15 protein-coding genes and 1 tRNA gene are annotated in these 19,936 nt (G+C 69.7%); 5 read left to right on the plus strand and 11 right to left on the minus strand.

From position 1 onward, the window contains the following. Positions 1-539: OB-fold nucleic acid binding domain-containing protein (locus ACFPZL_RS03410; protein ID WP_382334712.1), on the plus strand; the 539-nt coding region annotated here is incomplete at its 5' end. 41 nt (positions 540-580) lie between these two features. Next, positions 581-1,903: a nicotinate phosphoribosyltransferase gene (locus tag ACFPZL_RS03415; protein ID WP_218114116.1), complete on the plus strand. Its 1,323-nt coding sequence runs from the start codon at positions 581-583 to the stop codon at positions 1,901-1,903. Positions 1,904-1,910: 7 nt separating this feature from the next. Here ACFPZL_RS03415 and ACFPZL_RS03420 read toward each other — a convergent pair whose 3' ends face one another. Genes ACFPZL_RS03420 through ACFPZL_RS03430 form a run of 3 tightly spaced genes read right to left on the minus strand, consistent with a single transcriptional unit; the run spans position 1,911 to position 4,671 of the window. Then, entirely contained in the window at positions 1,911-2,189 is a 279-nt protein-coding gene (locus ACFPZL_RS03420) for a DUF3039 domain-containing protein (RefSeq protein WP_218114115.1), read from the minus strand. Positions 2,190-2,218: 29 nt separating this feature from the next. After that, a complete protein-coding gene (locus ACFPZL_RS03425) occupies positions 2,219-3,799 on the minus strand; it encodes a hypothetical protein (RefSeq protein WP_218114114.1) in 1,581 nt (526 codons plus the stop codon). Beyond that, the gene (locus tag ACFPZL_RS03430; RefSeq protein ID WP_236021798.1) at positions 3,769-4,671 is read right to left on the minus strand and encodes an ABC transporter ATP-binding protein; all 903 of its coding nucleotides are present in this window, start codon (positions 4,669-4,671) and stop codon (positions 3,769-3,771) included. The genes ACFPZL_RS03425 and ACFPZL_RS03430 overlap by 31 nt, the downstream gene beginning before the upstream one ends. 57 nt (positions 4,672-4,728) lie before the next feature. Here ACFPZL_RS03430 and ACFPZL_RS03435 point away from each other — a divergent pair, with 57 nt between their 5' ends. Next, positions 4,729-5,766, plus strand: coding sequence for a glycosyltransferase family 2 protein (locus ACFPZL_RS03435; protein ID WP_218114113.1), 1,038 nt, complete (start codon positions 4,729-4,731; stop codon positions 5,764-5,766). A 33-nt stretch (positions 5,767-5,799) separates the two neighbouring features. Here ACFPZL_RS03435 and ACFPZL_RS03440 read toward each other — a convergent pair whose 3' ends face one another. The 3 genes from ACFPZL_RS03440 to ACFPZL_RS03450 all read right to left on the minus strand — a co-directional run bounded on the left by ACFPZL_RS03440 (position 5,800) and on the right by ACFPZL_RS03450 (position 12,333). Then, entirely contained in the window at positions 5,800-8,262 is a 2,463-nt protein-coding gene (locus tag ACFPZL_RS03440; protein ID WP_218114112.1) for a CDP-glycerol glycerophosphotransferase family protein, read from the minus strand. 70 nt (positions 8,263-8,332) lie between these two features. Beyond that, the gene (locus tag ACFPZL_RS03445) at positions 8,333-10,084 is read right to left on the minus strand and encodes a S1C family serine protease (protein WP_218114111.1); all 1,752 of its coding nucleotides are present in this window, start codon (positions 10,082-10,084) and stop codon (positions 8,333-8,335) included. 236 nt (positions 10,085-10,320) lie between these two features. Continuing rightward, positions 10,321-12,333 (minus strand): hypothetical protein, encoded by a 2,013-nt coding sequence (locus ACFPZL_RS03450; protein ID WP_218114110.1) that lies wholly within the window; start codon positions 12,331-12,333, stop codon positions 10,321-10,323. Positions 12,334-12,470: 137 nt separating this feature from the next. Here ACFPZL_RS03450 and ACFPZL_RS03455 point away from each other — a divergent pair. Continuing rightward, positions 12,471-12,544: transfer RNA gene (locus ACFPZL_RS03455), tRNA-Met, on the plus strand. 381 nt (positions 12,545-12,925) lie between these two features. Here the strand turns inward: ACFPZL_RS03455 and ACFPZL_RS03460 are convergent. The 5 genes from ACFPZL_RS03460 to ACFPZL_RS03480 form a co-directional block, all read right to left on the minus strand. Beyond that, positions 12,926-13,207: an SHOCT domain-containing protein gene (locus tag ACFPZL_RS03460; protein ID WP_218114109.1), complete on the minus strand. Its 282-nt coding sequence runs from the start codon at positions 13,205-13,207 to the stop codon at positions 12,926-12,928. Beyond that, complete coding sequence (locus tag ACFPZL_RS03465; RefSeq protein ID WP_218114108.1) at positions 13,204-13,641, minus strand: hypothetical protein; 438 nt, start codon at positions 13,639-13,641, stop codon at positions 13,204-13,206. The genes ACFPZL_RS03460 and ACFPZL_RS03465 overlap by 4 nt, the downstream gene beginning before the upstream one ends. Before the next feature lie 3 nt (positions 13,642-13,644). After that, on the minus strand, positions 13,645-14,193 hold the full coding sequence (locus ACFPZL_RS03470) for an HdeD family acid-resistance protein (RefSeq protein ID WP_218114107.1): 549 nt from the start codon (positions 14,191-14,193) through the stop codon (positions 13,645-13,647). Positions 14,194-14,381: 188 nt separating this feature from the next. Continuing rightward, a complete protein-coding gene (locus ACFPZL_RS03475; protein ID WP_218114106.1) occupies positions 14,382-17,495 on the minus strand; it encodes a UPF0182 family membrane protein in 3,114 nt (1,037 codons plus the stop codon). 121 nt (positions 17,496-17,616) lie between these two features. Further along, positions 17,617-18,723 carry a YlbL family protein gene (locus ACFPZL_RS03480; protein ID WP_218114105.1) on the minus strand — a complete coding sequence of 369 codons (1,107 nt, stop codon included), beginning with the start codon at positions 18,721-18,723 and terminating at the stop codon, positions 17,617-17,619. A 95-nt stretch (positions 18,724-18,818) separates the two neighbouring features. On the opposite strand from ACFPZL_RS03480, the gene ACFPZL_RS03485 reads away from it, so the two are divergent. Then, positions 18,819-19,936, plus strand: a 1,118-nt coding sequence (locus ACFPZL_RS03485) for a zinc-dependent metalloprotease (protein WP_382334716.1), incomplete at its 3' end; no start/stop codon positions are given.

Raw genomic sequence — 19,936 nt, forward strand, 5'->3', positions numbered from 1 at the left:
CCTGCGACGGGCTCGGAGTCGGGCGCCGCGAAGCACTGTGGGCCGCGGGCCCCGCGGCCGACAACCGCGAGCGCTTCCTGCCCGGCATCGCCGTGCACGTGCAGCCGCCGCTGCTGCCCCTGCTGAGCGCCGAGGAGCAGAACGAGCTCGATCTCTGGATGACCGGGATCCCTCTGGGCGTGCATCCGTTCGCGCTGAAACGGCCTCAGCTCGACGCGCGCGGCGTGATCCGCTCGGACCTGGTGCGGCACACCTCTCCCGGTATGCTCGTCGAGGTGGCGGGGATCGTCACGCACCGGCAGCGCCCGGGCACCGCCGCCGGTATCGTCTTCCTCACCCTCGAGGACGAATCCGGCAGCGTCAACATCGTGACCTGGCGCGACGTGTGGCTGCGCTATCGTCCCGTCGCGCGATCCGCCTCCGCGCTAATGGTGCGGGGCGTGCTCGAGCGCTCGCCCGAGGGAGTGGTCAATGTGATCGCGCAGCATTTCGAAGCGCTCGACGCTCCCGCGGGCGTCTTCTCCCGCGATTTCCAGTGAGGATCCGATCCTTCGGCTGCCGTGCTCGGTAGGCTGGCGAGGTGCACACTTCGACAGCGTTGCTGACCGACCGCTACGAACTTACGATGATCGACGCCGCCCTGCAGGCGGGGACCGCCCATCGGCGCAGCGTCTTCGAGCTCTTCGCCCGTCGGCTCTCGGGCGCCCGCCGGTACGGCGTGGTCGCGGGCACCGGCCGGTTCCTCGAGGCGCTCGAACGCTTCCGCTTCGGCGACGACGAGCTCCGCTTCCTGAGCGAGAACCGCATCGTGAGCGATGCCGCCGTCGACTGGCTCGCAGACTACCGATTCAGCGGCGATATCTGGGGCTATCCCGAGGGCGAGGTCTTCTTCCCGGGATCGCCGCTCGTCACCGTCGAGTCGAGTTTCGCCGAGGGCGTGCTGCTCGAGACCCTCGCGCTCAGCATCTTCAACTACGACTGCGCAGTCGCCACGGCGGCCTCGCGCATGAGCCACGCCGCCCACGGCAAACCGCTCGCCGAGATGGGCTCGCGCCGCACGGGCGAGCACAGCGCCGTCTCCGCCGCCCGCGCGGCCTACATCGCCGGTTTCAGCTCCACCTCGAACCTCGAGGCCGGTCGCAGGTACGGGATCCCGACCATGGGCACCGCCGCGCACAGCTTCACCCTGCTGCACGACAGCGAGCGCGAGGCCTTCGAAGCCCAGGTCGCCGCCCTCGGCACCGGCACCACGCTACTGGTCGACACCTTCGACATCGAGCAGGGGGTGCGCACTGCGATCGACGTCGCGGGGACCGGGCTCGGCGCCGTACGCATCGACTCCGGAGACCTGCCCGTGGTCGTCGCACGCGTACGCGCGCTGCTCGACGAACTGGGGGCGCAGGAGACCCGGATCACCGTCACCAACGATCTCGACGAGCACACGGTGGCGGCGCTGGCCTCATCGCCCGTCGACTCGTTCGGCGTGGGCACCTCGGTCGTCACCGGCTCGGGCACCCCGGCCATGGGAATGGTCTACAAGCTGGTCGCCCACGAGGACGCGGACGGCGAGTGGGTCTCGGTCGCGAAGAAGTCGGCCGACAAGGCCTCCGTCGGCGGTCGGAAGAGCGTCCGACGGCTCTACAACGATCAGGGCGTCGCCCGCGCCGAAGTGTGCCTCCTCGGCGACGGCCCCGGCGGCGAATCCGAAGGCGAGGACCTCGGCGGTCGCTCCCGCGAGGTACTGGTACCGCTCGTGAGCGCGGGAGAGACGCAATCGGGGCACGTCGGCGTCGAGGGCATCGCCGCCGCGAAGGAACGGCATCGCCGAGCAGTCGCCGAGCTGCCTCCCATCGCGATGAGCCTCACCAGAGGGGATCCCGCGATCCCGACGCACTACCGCTGAGTGCCGGCTACTTCTTCATCCGCTCGTAGACCCGCTTGCAGTCGGGGCACACCGGAAACTTCTCGGGGTCCCGCGACGGCGTCCACTTCTTGCCGCAGAGCGCGCGCACGGGCTTCCCCGTGATCGCCGACTCGACGATCTTGTCCTTCGGCACGTAGTGGGAGAAGCGCTCGTGATCGCCGTCCTCCACCTGATCCTGCTCGAGCAGTTCCTCGAGTTCGCGATCGAGCACGTCGAGGCCGCCGCCGCTCGACTCGTCCGTCCGTCCGCGCGTGAAGATACCCATGCTTCGAGTGTACGCCGGTCGCGCGCGCATCAGTCGAACGTCTGCGTGAGCGCGACGAGTTCCGGGGCGCGGCGATCGTAGACGAAACCGCCGACAAGCACGCCGAGGGCGAGCAGGACGATCCCGTACCCGGCGCCGAAGAGGAGGGCGAAGACGTTCGCGCTGAAGCTCAGTTCGACGATCGCGGCGGCCGAGACCCAGACCGGCGGGATCGCGAGCAGGAGCGCCGTGAACATCGAGAGCGTCTGGGCGAGTCCTGCACCCGATCCGGTCACGCTCGGCTGCGCGAAGGGGCTGTCTCCCGGCCGCGTGGTCGGGTAGGGCATGGCCGCGGAGAAGACGCTCGAAGCGGCGCAGGCGACGAGCAGCACGGCGATGTTCAGCCCGAGCACCGCCGGCAGCACTCGCCAGTCTCCGGCGATGGTCACGCTGACGCTCGAACCGATCAGCACGATCGGCAGGCCGAGCAGCAGCACGGGCAGCAAGCGTCCGAAGCGGTCGTCGCGCCCACGTGTGCCGCTCGCGACATGCAGCCATACCGCGGTCGAGTCCATCGCGACGTCGTTGTGCAGCGCCCAGCCGAGCAGCAGCAGGATCACCGGCACCGGGACCAGCGTCGTGATCTCCGGTGGCACACCGGCGATGAGGAGCGCGAGCACCATCACGACCGGTGAGAGCGGGATGGCGAGCAGCGCGATCCGGTATCGCGGATCCCGCGTCCAATAGCTGAGCGAGCGGGCCCCGATCGCCGATGCCGGGCGTGCGGACAAACGCTCGAACCATCCCAATCCGGCACGGGCCGCAGACGCATCCTCGGGCTTCTCGACGCGCTCGAGCGAGATCTTCACGAGGGGATACCAGAGCAGTACCAGCAGGAGGATCGCGGCGCCGGCGATCCCGAACCTCAGCAGCGCCCCGGAGAGATCTCCGTCAGCGGCGAGCGCGGCACCGGCGAGCGGCGCGCCGAAGGGGGTCCATCCCAGCACCTCCGCCGCGTCGGCCGTCATCGTGTTGTTCGGCGTCCGCAGCGCCTGCGCCACGACGAAGACGACGACGGGCAGCGCGGCGATGAGCACGAGCATCCCGATCACGCGCAGCCCGCCTTCGGCCCGCCGCGACACGATGAGCTTCGAGAGCGCCGACCAGAAGACCGAGCCGACGACGGCGAGCAGCAGGAGCAGGACGAGCGCCGCGATCAGCATCCAGCGGGAGTCGCTCTGCTCCGGGCGCAGCGAGCCCACCGCGATGAGCCAGACGACGGCCCAGAGGCCGGGCCAGGTGAGCGGGGCGGTGAGGAGCAGCGCGGTCGCCACGCTTGCGGGGCGTTCGGGCAGTCGCCCGAACTGCCGAGGCTCGAGCCTGCGCCGGTTGGCGAACAGCGGCACGGACCAGGCCGCGACGATCACGGTCGAGGCGAAGAGCACGTCGAGAGCGCCCAGTTCGGGCGATCCGACCGGTCCACCGGCGACGAGCTCGGGCAACCAGGCGAAACCGACTGCGGCGGCCGCAGCGAGCACGCCGAGCACGATCCTCCGGAAGACCTCGGCCGGGCGGCCGCGGAAGGCCGCGCCCAGGAGGGCTAGTCGGAGTCTGAAGAGCCGTGCAACCATGCCAAGCCGTTCCCTGCGTCGTCGACCTGAGTCAGGTGCCGGAATCGCTCCTCGAGGCTCACCCCGTCGCGAACCGCGTCGACGGTGCCCTGCGCGATCACCGAGCCGTCGACGATCACGGCGACGTGGTCGCAGACCCGCTGGATCAGTTCGAGACTGTGGCTCGACATCACGACGCTGCCGCCACCGGCGACGAACTTCTCGAGGATGTCGGTCACGTTCGAGGCCGAGACCGGGTCGATCGCCTCGAAGGGCTCGTCGAGCACCAGCACCTCGGGTGCGTGGATCATCGCGCAGGCGAGACCGATCTTCTTCTGCATGCCCGCCGAGTAGTCGCTGACCGGGCGATCGAGGGCGGCCTCGAGCCCGAAGGCCTGAGCCAGGTCCCTCGCCCGTTCGGCGACGGAGGCCTCCTCGACGCCGTGCAGCACGCCTGCGTAGTAGAGCAGCTGGGCCCCGGTGAGCCGGTCGAAGAGGCGCAACCGGTCGGGCAGGGTACCGATCAGCCGTTTCGCCGTCGGTCCGTCGGCCCAGACGTCGATGTCGCGCACGGTGATGCGACCGGAGCTCGGTCGGTTGAGGCCCGAGATCATCGAGAGGACGGTCGTCTTGCCCGCGCCGTTCGGTCCGACGATGCCGGTGAAGGATCCGGCGTGCACCGCGATCGAGACCTCGGCCGCGGCGAGCAGATGCCCGTAGCGCTTCGTGAGCTGCTCGGTGCGCAGCACCACCGGATTGCGTTCGGCCGCGGCGCCGCGTTCACGGGCGCGCTGCACCGAGGGAACGGGCACTTCGGTACGTGGCGGCGTCGCCCCCCGCGCAGCCGACTCCGTCTCCGTCTGGAGGTCGTCGTCAATGGGGGTCCGCGTCACCCCTCTAACCTACCAAACGCGACAGGCCTCGGATGCCGGTCATGGGAGGATGGACGGGTGGATCTCTCCCCGCTCAGCGAACTCCCCGGTGTCAGCTATGTGATGCCCGTGCTCAACGAGGAGGACTATCTCGAGGACGCCGTGCGCACGATCCTCGCGCAGGACTACACCGGAGAGAAGGAGATCGTGCTCGCGCTCGGTCCGTCGACCGATCGCAGCGATCGGATCGCCGAGGATCTCGCAGCGCAGGATCCTCGTGTCGGCCTGGTGCACAATCCCGGGCGGGACATCCCGATCGCCCTCAATCTCGCCATCGCGGCGAGTCGGCACCCGATCGTCGCCCGCGTCGATGCCCACAGCGAGCTCACCCCCGACTACACGCGGCGCGGGATCGAGGCGCTCCGACGCGAGGGAGCCGTGAACGTCGGCGGCGTCATGCGCGCCGCGGGGCGCACACCGGTCCAGCGTGCGATCGCTTCGGCATACAACAGTCCGTACGGGCTCGGCGGTGGCGCCTACCACGGCGACGGCGAGGCCGGTCCTGCGGAGAGCGCCTACCTGGGCATCTTCCGGCGCGAGGCCATCGAGGCGGTCGGCGGCTACGACGAGGGCATCAGGCGGGGCGAGGACTGGGAACTGAACCTGCGGATCCGGCGCGCGGGCGGGCTCGTCCTCTTCGAGCCCGCGCTCGGCGTCGTCTACCGTCCACGGGCGAGCTTCGGCGACCTCGCGCGGCAGTTCTTCGCGACCGGCGCCTGGCGGGCGGTGCTCGTGCGACGGCACGTCGGCGAGACGCCGTGGCGCTTCTTCGCGCCCGGTACGCTCGTGATGGCGATCGCGATCAGTCTGTCGCTGCTGGTGCTGCAGGTGCTGGGCGCGGTGGGCTGGAGCTGGTGGTCGCTGGTGCACCTCGCCCCGGTCGCCTATGCGGCGGGGATCCTCTTCGCCGCTGCGCGCCTCCCGGATCTCCGCGGGCCGGTCGACCGTCTCCTGGGTGCGGCGACGCTCGTGACGATGCATCTGAGCTGGGGATCCGGGTTCCTCGCCGGGATCGCGGGCTTCGCCGGGCGCACGGTCGACCGCTCCCGCATGTAGCACGGACAGCCCGGGTGGTGACCCTCGCGCGGGTCAGCGGTCCTCGGTCTCCGCCGCTGCGCCGGCCGGCAGCACCCTCCGCTCGATCAGCGCGTCGACGACCCGCTCGGACGCGCCCCCGTCCTCGTGCGGCAGGAACCGGGCGCACCACGCGTCGTACCGCTCGGAGCACGGGTACGCGCGCCAGTCCCCGCTCCTCACCGCATCGACGAGCTGGGCGCGGGTCGCAAGCAGCGGCCCGGGCGCGCTCGCCTCGAAGTCGAAGGTGAACCCGCGCTCGCGGTCGCGGTAGTCGACGAGATCCGGCACGAAGAACGCCATCGGCACCCGCGCCACCGCCGCATCGAACATCACCGACGAATAGTCGGTGATCAGCAGGTCGGCCGCGAGGATCACGTCGTTCACGTCGGGATGCCGTGAGGCGTCGATCACCCGGGACTCCCCGATCCCGTAACCGCCGGCGTCGTGCGTCCGCGTGTGCCCTCGTGCGACCACGAGCCACTCCTCGCCGGTCTCCGTCGAGGCGGCGGCCAGTTCGGCCGCCAGCGCGCGCACGTCGAGCAGGTCGACGGCGCCCCCTCCGGTTCCTCCCACGGGCACGTCCTCGCGCCAGGTCGGAGCGTAGACCAGCACCCGCGCCCTCGTGGGCACGCCGAGCGCACGACGTGCCGCATCGATCGCGAGTCGGATCCGCTCGGGGGCCCCCTCGCGGCCGGCCGGCGGTGCCGCTGTCGCCCGCGCCAGCCGGTCGTCGCGCGGGTACCCGAGCTCGAGGATCTCTCCGCGGTAGGCGTACTCGCTGCGGAAGCGTTCGCTCGAGTGCCGGTTCTGAGAGAGGAGCAGATCCCAGCGGCGGCTCTCCCGATGGATTGCGAGCCGCGTCCGCAGGCCCACGCCCGGCCGCCCGAGCGCGAGATGCTTGAGCATGGTGCCGTGCCAGGTCTGCAGGACGGTCTGCCCCGTACGGCGGCGGAATCCGAAGCGCAGCCAGTCGTTCACGACGAGCAGCCGGGAGAGCCGCCGGGCCGCGATCCAGTCGGGTCCGCCGACGAGCAGTGGCGTGGCCCCGTCCGGTACGGCGATCCGCTCGTCGTGCACGCTCCAGTAGCGCGGCAGCTCTGGCAGGCGCGCCGCGATCTCGCGGTCGATCGCCAGCGGATTGCAGGCGATCTGGCGGCCGTAGAAGCTCTCGAAGAAGACGCCGCCGGGCCGGATGCGTTCGTGCGCGGGGAGGCCGAGCCGCAGCACCTCCTCGACGACCCGGGCGGCCGAGCCGCCATCCGTGTACGCGTGGAAGCGCTCGGCCAGTGCGCGGGTGTCGGCCTGAGCCGCGGCCCGGGCGGGTTCTCCGGCCGCGACGACCTGTTCGAGGCGTTGCAGCACCCCGCTCCAGGCGCGTTGGATACGACCGGTCGCGGTGACCTCGAGCGGTTCGTACAGGCCTCGGCTCGCGGTGTAGCGTTCGAGGTCGGGCGCGAACCAGACGATCGGCTCGCCCAGCAGCGAGAAGTCGACCGCGAGCGACGAGTAGTCGGTGATGACGGCGTCGAAGGCGCCGAGTACGGGCGTGACGTCGCGCAAGAGGCCGGGACCGAGCGCGTGCACGCGCTCCCCCAGCACGTGCTCGTAGGCGCCGAGCCCGAGCCGGTGGGGCCGGATGGCCAGGCGCGCCCCTCGTCGTGCGAGGAACCGGTGTATCTCCTCGACCTCGGCGGCGGTCGGCACGCCGGGGTCGGGCTCCCCGTCGCGCCAGGTCGGCGCGTAGAGGATGATCGGTTCGTCGCGCGTGACGCTGGCGGTCTCCTCCTCGACTGGCAGCTCGAGGAGCCTCCGCACATCCGCTCGCGCACGAGCGGCGAGCCGCGGATCACGGGCCTGATCCGCCACGACGTCGTCGCGAGGATCTCCGAGTGCGCGTACCCGGCCGGGTGCGACGCGATACGCCGTGCGCAGCCGAGCGGCCCCGGCGGCAGAGCCGGCGACGTAGAGGTCGACGCTGCGGGAGCCGAGCAGATACATGCGCCGCAGGAGTGCGCGCAGCAGTTCCGGCCCGCCGATGGTCGTCGTCACGGATGCGTCGAGATGGAGGAGCTTGAGCGGAGTACCGTGGCCGAGGTGGACGATGCGCGCGCCCGTCACGCCGAAGCGATTGACGTCGCCGAGCCCGTGGGTCACGACGATCACTCCGGCCCGGAGCGCGGCCCGGAAGCCGGCGCGTCCGTGGCGGAGCACCGGCTCGAATCCCTCGGAGCGAGCGGACTCGGCTTCTTCCTCGTCCGCGACCGCCCAGACCACGCGGGTCTCCGGATGCCGTCGCTGCAACTCCCGGGCGACGGCCAGCGCACCCTCACCCACGCCGATCCCGCTGCCGAAGATCCAGCTGGATCGGTCGCGCGGCACGAACCAGGAGAGGATGAAGCCGAAGACGTACTTCGGCACTGCCCAGATCTTGGCGAGATTTCCGCTCGCGAAGCCGAATCGGGCGGTCGTGGTCATCCGACCAGTCTACGCAGCGGGCGCCGCCCACCTCGAGGATGGACGGCGCCCGCTGTCGCGAAGTCGCGGGCTACCAGTCGAGCTCGCCGAGGGTGACCTGGGTCTCGAGCTGCTGCCCGTCGCGGTTGTAGCCGATCGTGATCTCGGTGCCCGCGGCGTACATCCGCACGAGAGCCGTGACCGTGGTGAAGGAGTCTGCCCGTACGCCGTTGACCGAGGTGATGACGTCGCCCGCCCGCAGGCCGGCGTCGTCGGCCGGGCTGCCCGAGGTGACCTCGCCGATCACCCCGCCCGCGGCGGTCGAGTTGCCGCTGTCGCTCGTCTGCACGACCCCGAGCAGGCCGTGCGACGGGCGCTCGCCGGCGATCAGCGCGTCGGCGACGCGCACGGCGAAGTTCGCGGGGACCGCGAAGCCGAGGCCGTCGGAGCCCGCCGCTTCGCTGCTGCTGCTCGCCGATGCGAGCGCAACGTTGATGCCGATGAGCTCGCCGTTGGCGTTGAGCAGCGCACCTCCCGAGTTGCCGGGGTTGATCGACGCGTCGGTCTGAATCACCGGGATGGCGACGCGCGTGCCGGCGCTCGACTGCTGCTTCTGCTGAGGCTGCTGCTGCTCACCGTTCGGGCCTTCGAACTGGAACCAGGGGAAGGGGCTCTCTTCCTGGTACTGCTCGCCGTCCTGGGACTGCTGCTCCTGCTCGTCGGGCACCATCGAGCTCGATACCGAGATCCCACGGTTGAGCGCGCTGACGACACCGCTCGTGACGGTGTTCGACAGGCTCAGCGGGGCGCCGATCGCGACCGCGAGGTCGCCGACGTTGATCTTGTCGGAATCCGCGACGGCGATCGGCGGCAGATCGGTCGCATCCACCTTCACGACCGCGATGTCGGCGAAGGGATCCGAGCCGACCAGTGTTCCCGGGAGCAGGGTGCCGTCGCTCAGCTGAACCTGGATCTCCGGGTTCGACGTCGCGCCTTCCAGGGTGGCGACGTGCGCATTGGTGATGATGTAGCCGTCGGCCGAGTAGATCACGCCGGATCCCGTACCGGCCCCCGAGCCGCTGGAGACCTGGAGCGTGACGACGCTCGGCGTGGCGACGGCGGCCACGCCCGTGATCGCGGTCGCACTGTCGAGATTGTCGAGGGTCAGCGAACCGCCGGCGCTCGGCTGCGCCTGCACCGTTGTCGAGCCCGAGGAGTTGTGCGCGACGACCGCCGCAGCACCGCCGCCGACCAGTCCGCCGATCAGTGCGCCGATGGCGATACCGGCGACGAGCCCGGCCTGCCGGCGGGGCTGCTGCTGCTGCGAATGCGAGGTCTGGGGCTGCTGCGCCGGCGCCGTCTGCGAACCGGACTCGAAAGCGACCGACTGCGGGTACCGGGGGTCGGAGAAGGCCGGAGCACCCGAATACGCATGCGGGGCCGAGGCATGCTGCGGCTGCGACGCGGCCGAGAAGTGCTGCTGTGCGGGGCTCGCGGGCTCGGCGGCGCCGAAGACCTGCGCTGAGGCTTCAGGCTGCGCAAAGGCCTCGTGCTGCACCGGAGTCGACGCGTGCACCTGACCCGGGTACTGCGACGAGACCGATGCCGCGGGCGCGTGAGCATCCGGCAACGGAGTCGTCTCCTGAGTTGCGAGGGATTCCGGGGTCTGCGGCGTGTGCTGAGCCGGGACTTCTCGCCCGTCCACCGGCTCGCTGCCGGCGGGTGCCGGGGGCTGAGTGTCCGCCTGAGTGCCGGGCTCCGTCGGGGACGGCGATTCTGGCTGCGGCTGCGGGTCCGCCTGCGGCTGCGGTTCTGCCTGAGGCTCGTCGGGGGTGGTGCTCATCGGGTCTCCCTTTCTCGTGCTGCCAGCTTGCCGGGCAAACCTATGAATGGGATATACGACCTCTGCACACTCCCTGGATATCCGGACTCCGGATTCCTCGAAGCGCACGATTCGTGGACGGGGCGTGCTGCGGTGACGATTGCGCGACCATCGACGCTTCGCAGTACTGCCCGGTTCACGCTCCCGTGCGCACGGCGGGGGTTCGCCCACCCCTGCCGTGCGCACGGCCGTGTTCCTCAGCGACCGGGATGGTGGAGTCCGTAGTGGCGCGCCCCTCCTCTCGAACGCTGTCGCAGCAGGCCGCCGAGCAGCAGAGCACCGGCTCCGGAACCGAGCAGCCCGAGTCCGACGAGCGGCACTCCCGCGCTGAGCATCGAGTCGCCATCGGAACCCGTCAGGGCGAGCTCCGGATCATCGGGACGCGCGGGCTCCTCGGGCTGCCCGGGTTGCTCGGGCTCCGAGATGCGCGCTGTCTCCTCCGGAATCCCGTAGTCGTCGCACCACTCCTCCGTGTAGCCGCGCCAGCGTTCGGGCTGGTCCTCCGCGTACAGGCACGCCTGCACCGTAACCCACCCTCGAGTATCCGAGGGCAGCTCGATCGGATCCACGACCACCCCGCCGTCGACCGGCCGATCCACCTCGACGCGGGCCTCGGTGAGTCTTCTCGCGTCCTCCGGTGCCGTCGCCGCCCGAGCGGGCTCGGTATCGGATCCGTACACCGTGAGGCGGATGACCGCGGGGATCCGGTCGCCGGACTCGTCTCTCAGCCAGACCCCTCCGTGGGGCTCGACCGTGAGCCGGTCGCGCAGCACGGCATCGCCCGCATCGAGCACCCGCTCTTCGAGCTCGGTGTCCCAGCGCAACCCGGTCGGGACCACATGCCCCTCGTCCACCAGTCCGAAGTCGTCGCTGAAGTCGTACCCCTGCGGCAGCAAGTCCGCCTCTCGCAGTTCCGCGGTTTGCTCCTCCTCGCGGATCCGCCAGACCCAGTAGTAGTAGCCGGGTCCGGTGGGGCCGGCAGTGCTCTCGACGCGATACTCGCCGGGACCGTGCTCGGCGATCACTGCAGCGTCCCCCGCGGTCGGGGCATCGTCGGGCACGTCGTCGCCGGGCTCCTGGGGGGCCTCGAACGGACCGTACACTGTGCCCTGTGCGAGTACCGGTGCGTACTCGATCTGCCCGTCGTCCCCTTCCCGGCTCGGCCAGGGTGCCGAACCGTCTGCGATCTCGAACTCGACGGTATCCGAGAAGCGGTCGCCGTCGGCGGATAGCATCCGTTCCTCGACCAGTGTGGAGAGCACCGGCTCGAAGGCGATATCGGTCCGCTCGGTGGTGGAAAGACGCCCGGAGAAGGTGCTGGTCACCGGCCCGATCCCCGCGGCGAGCCGTTGCTGCAGCGCGACGACGGGCGGCTGCACGCTGACCTTCGCCGGCCACCCGGCGGCCTTGAGCTTCCAGTTGCCCGTGATCGACACGACCTGCTCCCCCTGCCACTCCTCGTCGTGCGGAGTCGCCGTCCACGTGGCCCGGCCGGCCTTGCCGCCGCTCACCTTCAACAGTTCGCCACCGTTGTCGAAGGCACCGCCGTCGATGCGCAGTTCGGTCGTGCCTGCCGGGTAGGCGACGGTGCCGGTCGTCGGATCCGCCTCGTCCGGCTCGATCCGGAGCGGCTTCGGCTTCGGTGCGACTGCGACCACCGCCTGCGCCTGCGCCTCGGCGACGAGCTCGCGAGCCCGATCGATGTAGGCTTTGCCGCCGTTGGCCCGCACCCAGCCGAGGTGGTGATCCAGCCAGGCCTCCGCCCCTGGGTCACCGCGCAGCATCCAGACCGCAAGCTGCACCGCGACCGCTTTCGCCTTGCTCTTCGTGCGCCCGTGCTCCCAGAGCACGTAGTTGATCTGCCGGAGCCGCTTACCGCTCAGGGCTCCGCTCGTGACCGTGCCCTTCCAGCCGGATTGGTCGAAGGTGTAGGCGCTGTAGGCCGGGAGCGAGCTCACCGTCCGCGCAGACTTCTGCGCACCGCTGGGCTCGACGGCCCCGGGCTCGACGCAGTAGACGTACTCGCCGGACGAACTGCGGAAGGCGCCGACCGGCCAACCGCCGATCTCGAGCATCCGCCCCTCCGTCGCCGCCTCGGCGGATGGTGCACCGATTACCGGTGCGGTGAGCAGGCCGAGGCCGATCACCAGGGCGAGTACCGCGGGCAGCGCAATCCGTCTGCGGCGCGGGCGTGCGGTCGTTCTGATCATGGGTGTCCCTTCATCGGTGAGCACCCAGGATGCGCGGCACGTGCGAGCACCCGGAGAAGCTATCCACAGCATTGCCCGGCGCTGACGGCGCTCGATTCGCGCAGTCGGTCGGGGCGTGCTAGAGTTATTTCTTGTGCCGCGGGGTGGAGCAGTTCGGTAGCTCGCCGGGCTCATAACCCGGAGGTCGTAGGTTCAAATCCTGCCCCCGCAACGATGAGATTGGCCCCTGATCAGGTGTTTCAACACTTGATCAGGGGCCTTTCGCTTGCCCGCTCCGGCCGGTTCGGCCCACGTACCCCCGGGAGTACCGGGCTACCCGCGCACTCCTCGTATCGGTACCCCCGGCAGCCGGATCAGGCTTCTTCGACCAGGGCGCCCACGCCCCATGTGAGCGGCAAACGCCAGGGCACGTCTGCGCCCTGTGCCGCCCGAGCACAGGGCGCACCCGTGGAGATCGGCCTCACCTGGATGATTCCCGGCCGTCGAGGACTCTGCTACGCCTGAAGCTACGGTGCAGCGAACAGGCGCAGAGCCGGCGCGCACTCGTTCCGGGCGTGCCCCGGCTCATCGGTCGACGGCCGCATCCCGACTCTCAGGAAGACGCGAGGATCCGCTGCTTCTGCACCTCGAACTCGGCATCGGTGAGGACTCCCGCGTCGCGGAGCTGCCCGAGCTGAGTGAGCTGGTCCAGCACGGACGCGCCGCCAGACGACGGCTGCGCGTCGGGCACCGAAGCAGCAGCCGGTGCGGCAGGTGCGGCATTCTGAGCCGCTGCGGCGTCCTGAGCCGCCCATCTCTGCTGCTGGCGGCGATGGGTGCTGCCGATCACGCGAGTCGCGACGGATGCTCGTACCGCGGTGCGGAGAAGACTCATGGCTGCGCCCCTTCTTCGAGCTTACGTCCGAGCTCGTTGACGTCGATGCCGCCGGAGAAGAGTTCGACCCCGCCCGCAGACGCCCACGCATCAGCCGCAACAGCGAGGGATCGGTCTTCGTACACGACCGCAACGGCGATCTGCCCCGGCCGAAGCTCTGCGGTGATGCCCGCGAGGTCGTCCTCATCGAGGATGTCGCTCTCGACGCCGTCGAAGACCGAGAGGTCGATCCCGGAGGCTCCGTCCAGCTCCGAGAACGTGCGCCTTACCGGTGCGCCGCTCCCGTCACGGGAGACGAGCTCGATGTCGAGAATCTCGATGACGCCTTCCTGTACGCGGTCGAGCACCGCCTTGAACCCGGTGCCGAGGTCGGCGTGCTCATCGAACGCGAAGACGAGGTAGTCGACGGGGCCGGCGAACTGCTCGGTTGCCATCGCTCACGCCTTCTTTCCGGTGATCGAGCGGATCACGTTCAACCCGCCGAGCACCACCAGCGCGATTCCGAGGAACCACCACAGGAATACCGCACCCCAGAGGGGGCTGCTCAGCAGGGTGAAGCCCGCGATGACCGAGAGAATGGCGAAGGTGATCGTGAGGGCTTTGGAGCCCGACTGTCCCAGGGTGAAGAGCGAGGTGAAGCCCTCGACCACCCACATGACGCCGACCATGATCGTGAGGAACAGCGCGAGGAATACGGCCGACTGCTTCAGCGAACCGAATGCGTACACGCCGGCAACGACATACAGCACGCCGAGAAGCACGTGGCCGATGCGCCCGCCCGCACCGATGCCCTTGGAGAAGAGGCCGAGCGCGGCATAGACGATGCCTGCGACGACCGCGTACACGGCGATGACGCCGGTGAGCGCGACGGCGGTCTTGGTCGGCCAGACGAGCACGGCGACGCCGAAACCGACAGCCGCGAGGCCGCCGACCAGCAGGGCGAGCCGTGCGCCTTTGGCGGGTGACTCAGAGGCGGTATCGGTCATCGAATTCCTCAGCTATCCAGTCGGCAGTCTTCGGGCGGATTCGCCGTACTCCAGATCCTATCGCTGTGCCGTCGTCCGTATGCTCGATTCCGCCGAAGAAGAGGCCCGGCACGGAGACCCCCGTCAGCCGTGCCGGGCCGGCTGAGCGCGGCGGACCGCCCGGCGGACCGCCGCCCGGCTGTCGTGCGCTACCCCGCCCGCAGCGCGCGCTCGAGGGCGTCGCGCAACCGCTCGTCCGCCTCTCCGTACGCGCTCCAGTCGCCGTCCTTCATGGCGGCATCGCGGTCGGCGATCGCCTGTTCCATGTCGCGCAGGGCCTCTTCCAGATCCGGCGTGTCTCCGCCGGATCCCTCGGATCCCGGATCCTCGGTGCCGGGCTCCTCGCCGGTTCCGGGATCGTCGATATCCCCGTCTCCTGCGGGCGCACCGGAGTTCCCGCCGAACAGTTCGTCGAGCGCGGCATCGAGCGTGTCCTCGAACGCGATCTCCTCGCCGAACGAGACCAGCACCTTCTGCAGGATCGGGAAGCTCGTACCCGACGACGCCCTCACGTAGACGGGCTGCACGTAGAGCAGACCGCCGCCGACCGGAAGTGTGAGCAGGTTGCCGCTGATGACCTTGCTCTCGCCCTGACGCAACAGGTTCAGCAGTCTCGAGACCTCACTGTTGGTGGTGAAGTTGTTCTGCATCTGACCCGGGCCCGGGATACTGGTGCTCTTCGGCAGCGTCAAGAGCTTGAGCTTGCCGTAGTCGCTCGAGACCTTCCCGTCCTCCGAGCCGGCATTGGCGTTCGCCGCCAGGTAGCCGGTGAGGATATCGCGCGCGTTGGCGCCCTCGGCCCTGGGGATATAGGTGGAGTAGATGGAGAAGTTCGGATCCGCGTTCGCACCGGCGGCGAGCGTCAGGTAGTACGGCGGCTGCTTCAACGCATCGCTGCGCGCCGTGCTTGTTTCAGTAGTCGTACCTGTCGCACCTGTCGCTCCGGTCGTGGCCGTGGCGGCGGTCGCCGCCGTCGTCCCGTTCGACACCGGGTTGTTCGGGGTGCGCCAAGCATCCTCATCGGAGAAGAACGCCCCTGGATCGGTGACGTGGTACGTGGCGAGAATCTCGCGCTGTACCTTGAACAGGTCGCTCGGATAGCGGACGTGGCTGAGCAGGTCACCGCTCATCTCCGAGACGCTGTGCAGCGTGTCGGGGAAGATCTCGCCCCAGGCCTTCAGGAGCGGATCCTCTTCGTCCCAGGCGTAGAGCTTCACAGAGCCGTCGTAGGCGTCGACGGTCGCCTTCACCGAGTTGCGGATGTAATTGACCCCGTTCGGGTACTGTCCGCCGCTCGGATTATCCGCGTCGGCGATCATGCGGCTCATGTCGCGCCGTTCGCTGTACGGGTAATCGTTGGAGGTGGTGTAGCCGTCGACGATCCAGACGATGCGGCCGTCGACCACCGAGGCGTAGGGCGCGGAGTCGACCGTCAGATAGGGCGCGACCTTCTGCAGGCGCTCCACCGGGCTGCGATGGTAGAGGACCTGGGAGCCGTCGACCACGGCGCCCGAGAGCACGACCTCCATGTCCTGGAACTTCAGCGCGTAGATGAGCTTGGTGAAGATATTGTCGAGCTTCGGCCCTCCGTCGCCCGAGAACGTGGTGAGGTTCTGCCGGGAACCGTCCGCATCCGCGACGACCTCGACCGTCTCGCCGCTCTCGGCTGTGGTCTCGGACTCCGTCGTCTCGGGCTCCGTGCTCTCGGAGCCCGTCGAATCGTCGCCATCGGCGACGGCGTCGGTGTCATCGGCAGGGGTCTCCGCGTCGTCGGGGGCGGCTTCGTCGTCCGCCGGGTAATCGAGCTCGATCGGCGTGTCTCGTTCACCGCCGACGATGGAGTAGTCGGGCGAGTGCATACCGAAGTAGACGCGCGGCTCGAACTCGCCGAGCTTGCCGCTCGTCGGGATGCCGCTCTCGATGAACACGGGCTCGCCGCCGCTGGTCCGCTGGTTGCCGTAGGCGGCGACGAGGCCGTACCCGTGCGTGTAGACGAGGGTCCGGTTGTACCAGCCGGTCTGGCCGGAGATATCGATGTCGCGGATCCCGGAGACCGTGTCCTCGACCTTGCCGTCGATCTCGTACCGGTCGACGCTCAGCTGGTCCGGGAACTGGTAGTACTGCTTGACCTGTTCGAGCTGGGCGAAAGTGGGCGATACCACGGCCGGATCGATGATGCGGATGTTCGCTGTCGCGACGGCATCGCTGCGCAGCTGACCGGGCTCGGCGTCCGTGGTCGCGTCATAACGCTCGACCTCGACGTGGTCCACGCCGTATGCCGCCCGCGTCGCCGCGATGTTGCGCGCGAGGTACTCGTTCTCCATCGTCTTCTCATCGGGCTTCACCTGGAGCGTCTGCACCGCCCAGGGGTACCCGGCGCCGACGACCAGCGCGGAGACCAGGAGCAGGACCGTGCCGATCACGGGCAGTCGCCACTTGCCGGTGAACGCGGTCACCAGGAAGAGCACCGCGACGAGCACGGCGATCCCGGCGAGGATCTGCTTACCGGGGATCACGGCGTGCACCCCCGAGAAGGTTCCGCCCGTGAACCGTCCCGTCGAGTCGGTCAGCACCGCGTACTGGTCGAGCCAGAGGCTGACGCCCTGGAGCAGCAGGTAGAGCGTGGCGAGCACGGCGCTCTGGATCCGCGTCGCTTTCGAGACCCGCACATCTCGGCCGGAGAAGGTGATCCCGCCGTAGAGGTAGCTCGTCGCCACGCCGACGATCAGGCTGAGCAGGGCCACCGCGGAGGCGAAGCCCACGACACCGCGCCAGAACGGCAGGTCGAACAGGAAGAAGGACACGTCCAGCCCGAACTCCGGGTCCGTCGTCCCGGTGGGTGCCGCGTGCATCCACAGCAGGGCGCGCTGCCACTGGGTCGCGGCGGCGAAGCCGGCGAAGAGTCCGATGACCGCCGGCAGCAGCCACTTGATCACTCGCCGCAGCGGCTCGATGAGATCCTGATAGCGATCGAGCTGCCCGGTCAGTCTCGCGTAGACCGGGCGCTTCCGGTAGGCGATGTCGATGGAGAGGAAGATCGGCACCGCCATGGCGAAGAATCCGATCAGGAACATGACTCCGGCGGCGATCCACTGCGTCGTGAGCACCGGGAGGAAGTCGAGCTGCTGGTACCACAGCACTTCCGTGATGACCGAGGCCGCCCCGAGGAATCCGAGGATCAGCACCGCGACGATCACCACCGTCACGGCGATGGGCGAGATGCGGCGCTTGGCCGGCGGGGCGTCGATGCTCTGGTCGGTCACGTCGAGGATCTCCAGGAGGGGTTCGAAACAGGTCGCCTCCACCCTAGCGGTGGCCTCTGACAATCACCCGGACGGAGACCCCGGGTGGCGAGCAGGTGCGACCCCGGACCGGTCCGGCGCGTCAGTCGGACCCGGTCGCGGAGTCGGCGGCGCAGCGTTCGAGCCCGGCCGGATCCTCGCCGCCCTCGATCGTCTCGAGCGCCGCGATCGCCTCGTCGAGGGTCCCGACCGGCACGATCCGCATGCCGTCGGGCAGCCGATCCGGCACGTCGGCGCAGTTCTCGATCGGCATGAGCATCACTTCGGTACCCGCCAGCGAGGCGCCCCAGATCTTCTGCGTGAGACCCCCGATCGCACCGACGGCCCCATCCGCATCGATCGTGCCGGTCCCGCTGACGACGGCTCCCCCGGTCAACTCCCCCGGTGTCAGGAGATCGTAGATCGCGAGCGCGAAGACCAGGCCCGCGCTCGGCCCACCGATCTCGTCGAGTTCCAGCTCGACGTCGAAGGGGGACGAGTAGTCCTCCGTCACGGTGACGCCGAGCAGGCGCGTGCCATCGGCGCCCGTCTCGGGCTCCACGTCGACCTGCTCGATCGCGTCGTCGCGCATGATCTCAAGGCGCACCGCTCGCCCCGGGGCTGCTCGGCCGAGGACCTCCCGGAGTTCTTCGAGGCCGGTCACCGGCTCATCGTCGGCTCGCCGGATCGCATCGCCTTCGCGCAGCACTCCCGCGGAGGGCCCCGCCTCGTCGACGCCGACCACTCGGAGCCGCGGCTCCACCGGCTCGCCCAGTCGCTTCAGCGCGGCGGCGGTCGCGGAGAGCTGCGAGGCGCTCATCATTGAGGCGTTCTGCTCGGTCCGCTGCTCGGACGTCAGCCCCTCGGGGAAGAGCGCGTCCAGCGGAACGATGGTCCTCGTGGGGTCGAAGAGCGTCCCCACGAGCGAGAGCCAATCGACGGGCCGATCCGGGGTGCCCGAGATCGAGACGCTGAGCACGTTGAGCTCCCCCGAGGTCGGGTAGGTCTCCGCGCCGTCGATACGGATGACCGGGGTCTCCGTCTCGGAACCGACCTCGATCGACCCGAAGGCGTCGACCACGGGCCCGGGCCGCTCGATCGCATAGGGCGAGGGCGTCACTGCGGCGAGCAGGATCAGGATCGCGACCGCTGCGATCGCCGGCCACAGGCGCCCGCGACCGCGCCTCCGTCTCCCGTCGACCTCCGACATGCTTCGCCTTCCCTGTTCGCAGTAAGCGCAACCTGCACTCCGGCGAGCGCCCAATCTAGCAGCCGATTCTGCGGCTTTTCCCGTAGCGTTGAAGCATGAGCCAGAACGACGACGACGCGGCCGCGAGCGACGACGCGATGAACGAGCTGCAGCGGATGCTGCAGGAGTTCCTCTCGGGCGGCGGCGCGGCTTCCGGCACGGGCTTCGACCCGGCGGCATTCGCCAAGGCCGCCGGTCTGCCCGGTGATCAGTCCGCATTGCAGGGGCTGTTCGCCACGCTGCAGCAGGCGATGCAGAACCCGAGCGAGGGCATCGATTGGAGTACGACGCGACGCACCGCGATCGACGTCGCGAGCGAGGGCGGCACGGCCGCCGATCCAGCGCCGGTGCTGCGCGCATTCCCCGTGGCGACGCTGTGGCTCGACGAGGTCACCGAGGTCGGCCAGTCCCCCGACGCCCCGCGCGCCATCTCCCGCATCGAGTGGGTGCAGCAGACCGTGGACACCTGGATCAGCCTGGCGGAGCCGGTCGCGGAGTCGATCTCGCGCGCACTGATGGATGCACTGGAGGGGCAGCTTCCAGAGGAGCTCTCGGGAGCGCTCGGAGGATTCGGGCCGGTGCTGCGCAGCGTCGGCGGCGCCCTGTTCGCGATGCAGCTCGGCCAGGTGGTCGGGAAGCTCTCGCGCGAGGTCGCGGCCGGCGGCGACGTCGGGATCCCGCTCTTCTCCGGCCCGGGGCGCGAGGGCGGAGCCCTCATCCCCAGCGGTGTCGCTGCCTTCGCCGAGGGCTTGGAGCAGGACAGCGAAGCGGTGACGCTCTACCTGGCAGTGCGCGAGCTGGCCCACGCCCGGCTCTTCCGGCACACGAAGTGGCTCCGGCTGCACCTCATCACGGCGATCACCGACTATGCGCAGGGCATGCGGATCGATACCGGCCGTATCGAAGAGCTGGCGCGGGATCTCGATCCTTCGGACACCGCTGCGATGCAGGATCTGCTCTCGAGCGGTGCGCTGATCCCGCCGAAGACCCCCGAGCAGGAGGCTGCGCATGCCCGGCTCGAGACCATGCTCGCGCTGATCGACGGCTGGGTGGATGCGGTGACGGCCGACGCGGTGACCCGGCTGCCCGGGGCCGACGCGATCGGCGAGATGGTTCGGCGACGACGCGCGACCGGCGGCCCCGCCGAGCACGCGTTCAGCACGCTCGTCGGCCT

The organism is Leucobacter soli, from assembly GCF_042659205.1.
Taxonomy (GTDB): domain Bacteria; phylum Actinomycetota; class Actinomycetes; order Actinomycetales; family Microbacteriaceae; genus Leucobacter; species Leucobacter soli.

Bases quoted from the DNA above. Each gene is read 5' to 3' on its own strand.
- ACFPZL_RS03465 (WP_218114108.1), bottom strand. From the start codon at position 13,641: ATGGCAACCGAGCAGTTCGCCGGCCCCGTCGACTACCTCGTCTTCGCG.
- ACFPZL_RS03480 (WP_218114105.1), bottom strand. From the start codon at position 18,723: ATGTCGGAGGTCGACGGGAGACGGAGGCGCGGTCGCGGGCGCCTGTGG.
- ACFPZL_RS03440 (WP_218114112.1), bottom strand. From the start codon at position 8,262: ATGACCACGACCGCCCGATTCGGCTTCGCGAGCGGAAATCTCGCCAAG.
- ACFPZL_RS03420 (WP_218114115.1), bottom strand. From the start codon at position 2,189: ATGGGTATCTTCACGCGCGGACGGACGGACGAGTCGAGCGGCGGCGGC.
- ACFPZL_RS03470 (WP_218114107.1), bottom strand. From the start codon at position 14,193: ATGACCGATACCGCCTCTGAGTCACCCGCCAAAGGCGCACGGCTCGCC.
- ACFPZL_RS03425 (WP_218114114.1), bottom strand. From the start codon at position 3,799: ATGGTTGCACGGCTCTTCAGACTCCGACTAGCCCTCCTGGGCGCGGCC.
- ACFPZL_RS03445 (WP_218114111.1), bottom strand. From the start codon at position 10,084: ATGAGCACCACCCCCGACGAGCCTCAGGCAGAACCGCAGCCGCAGGCG.
- ACFPZL_RS03460 (WP_218114109.1), bottom strand. From the start codon at position 13,207: ATGAGTCTTCTCCGCACCGCGGTACGAGCATCCGTCGCGACTCGCGTG.
- ACFPZL_RS03450 (WP_218114110.1), bottom strand. From the start codon at position 12,333: ATGATCAGAACGACCGCACGCCCGCGCCGCAGACGGATTGCGCTGCCC.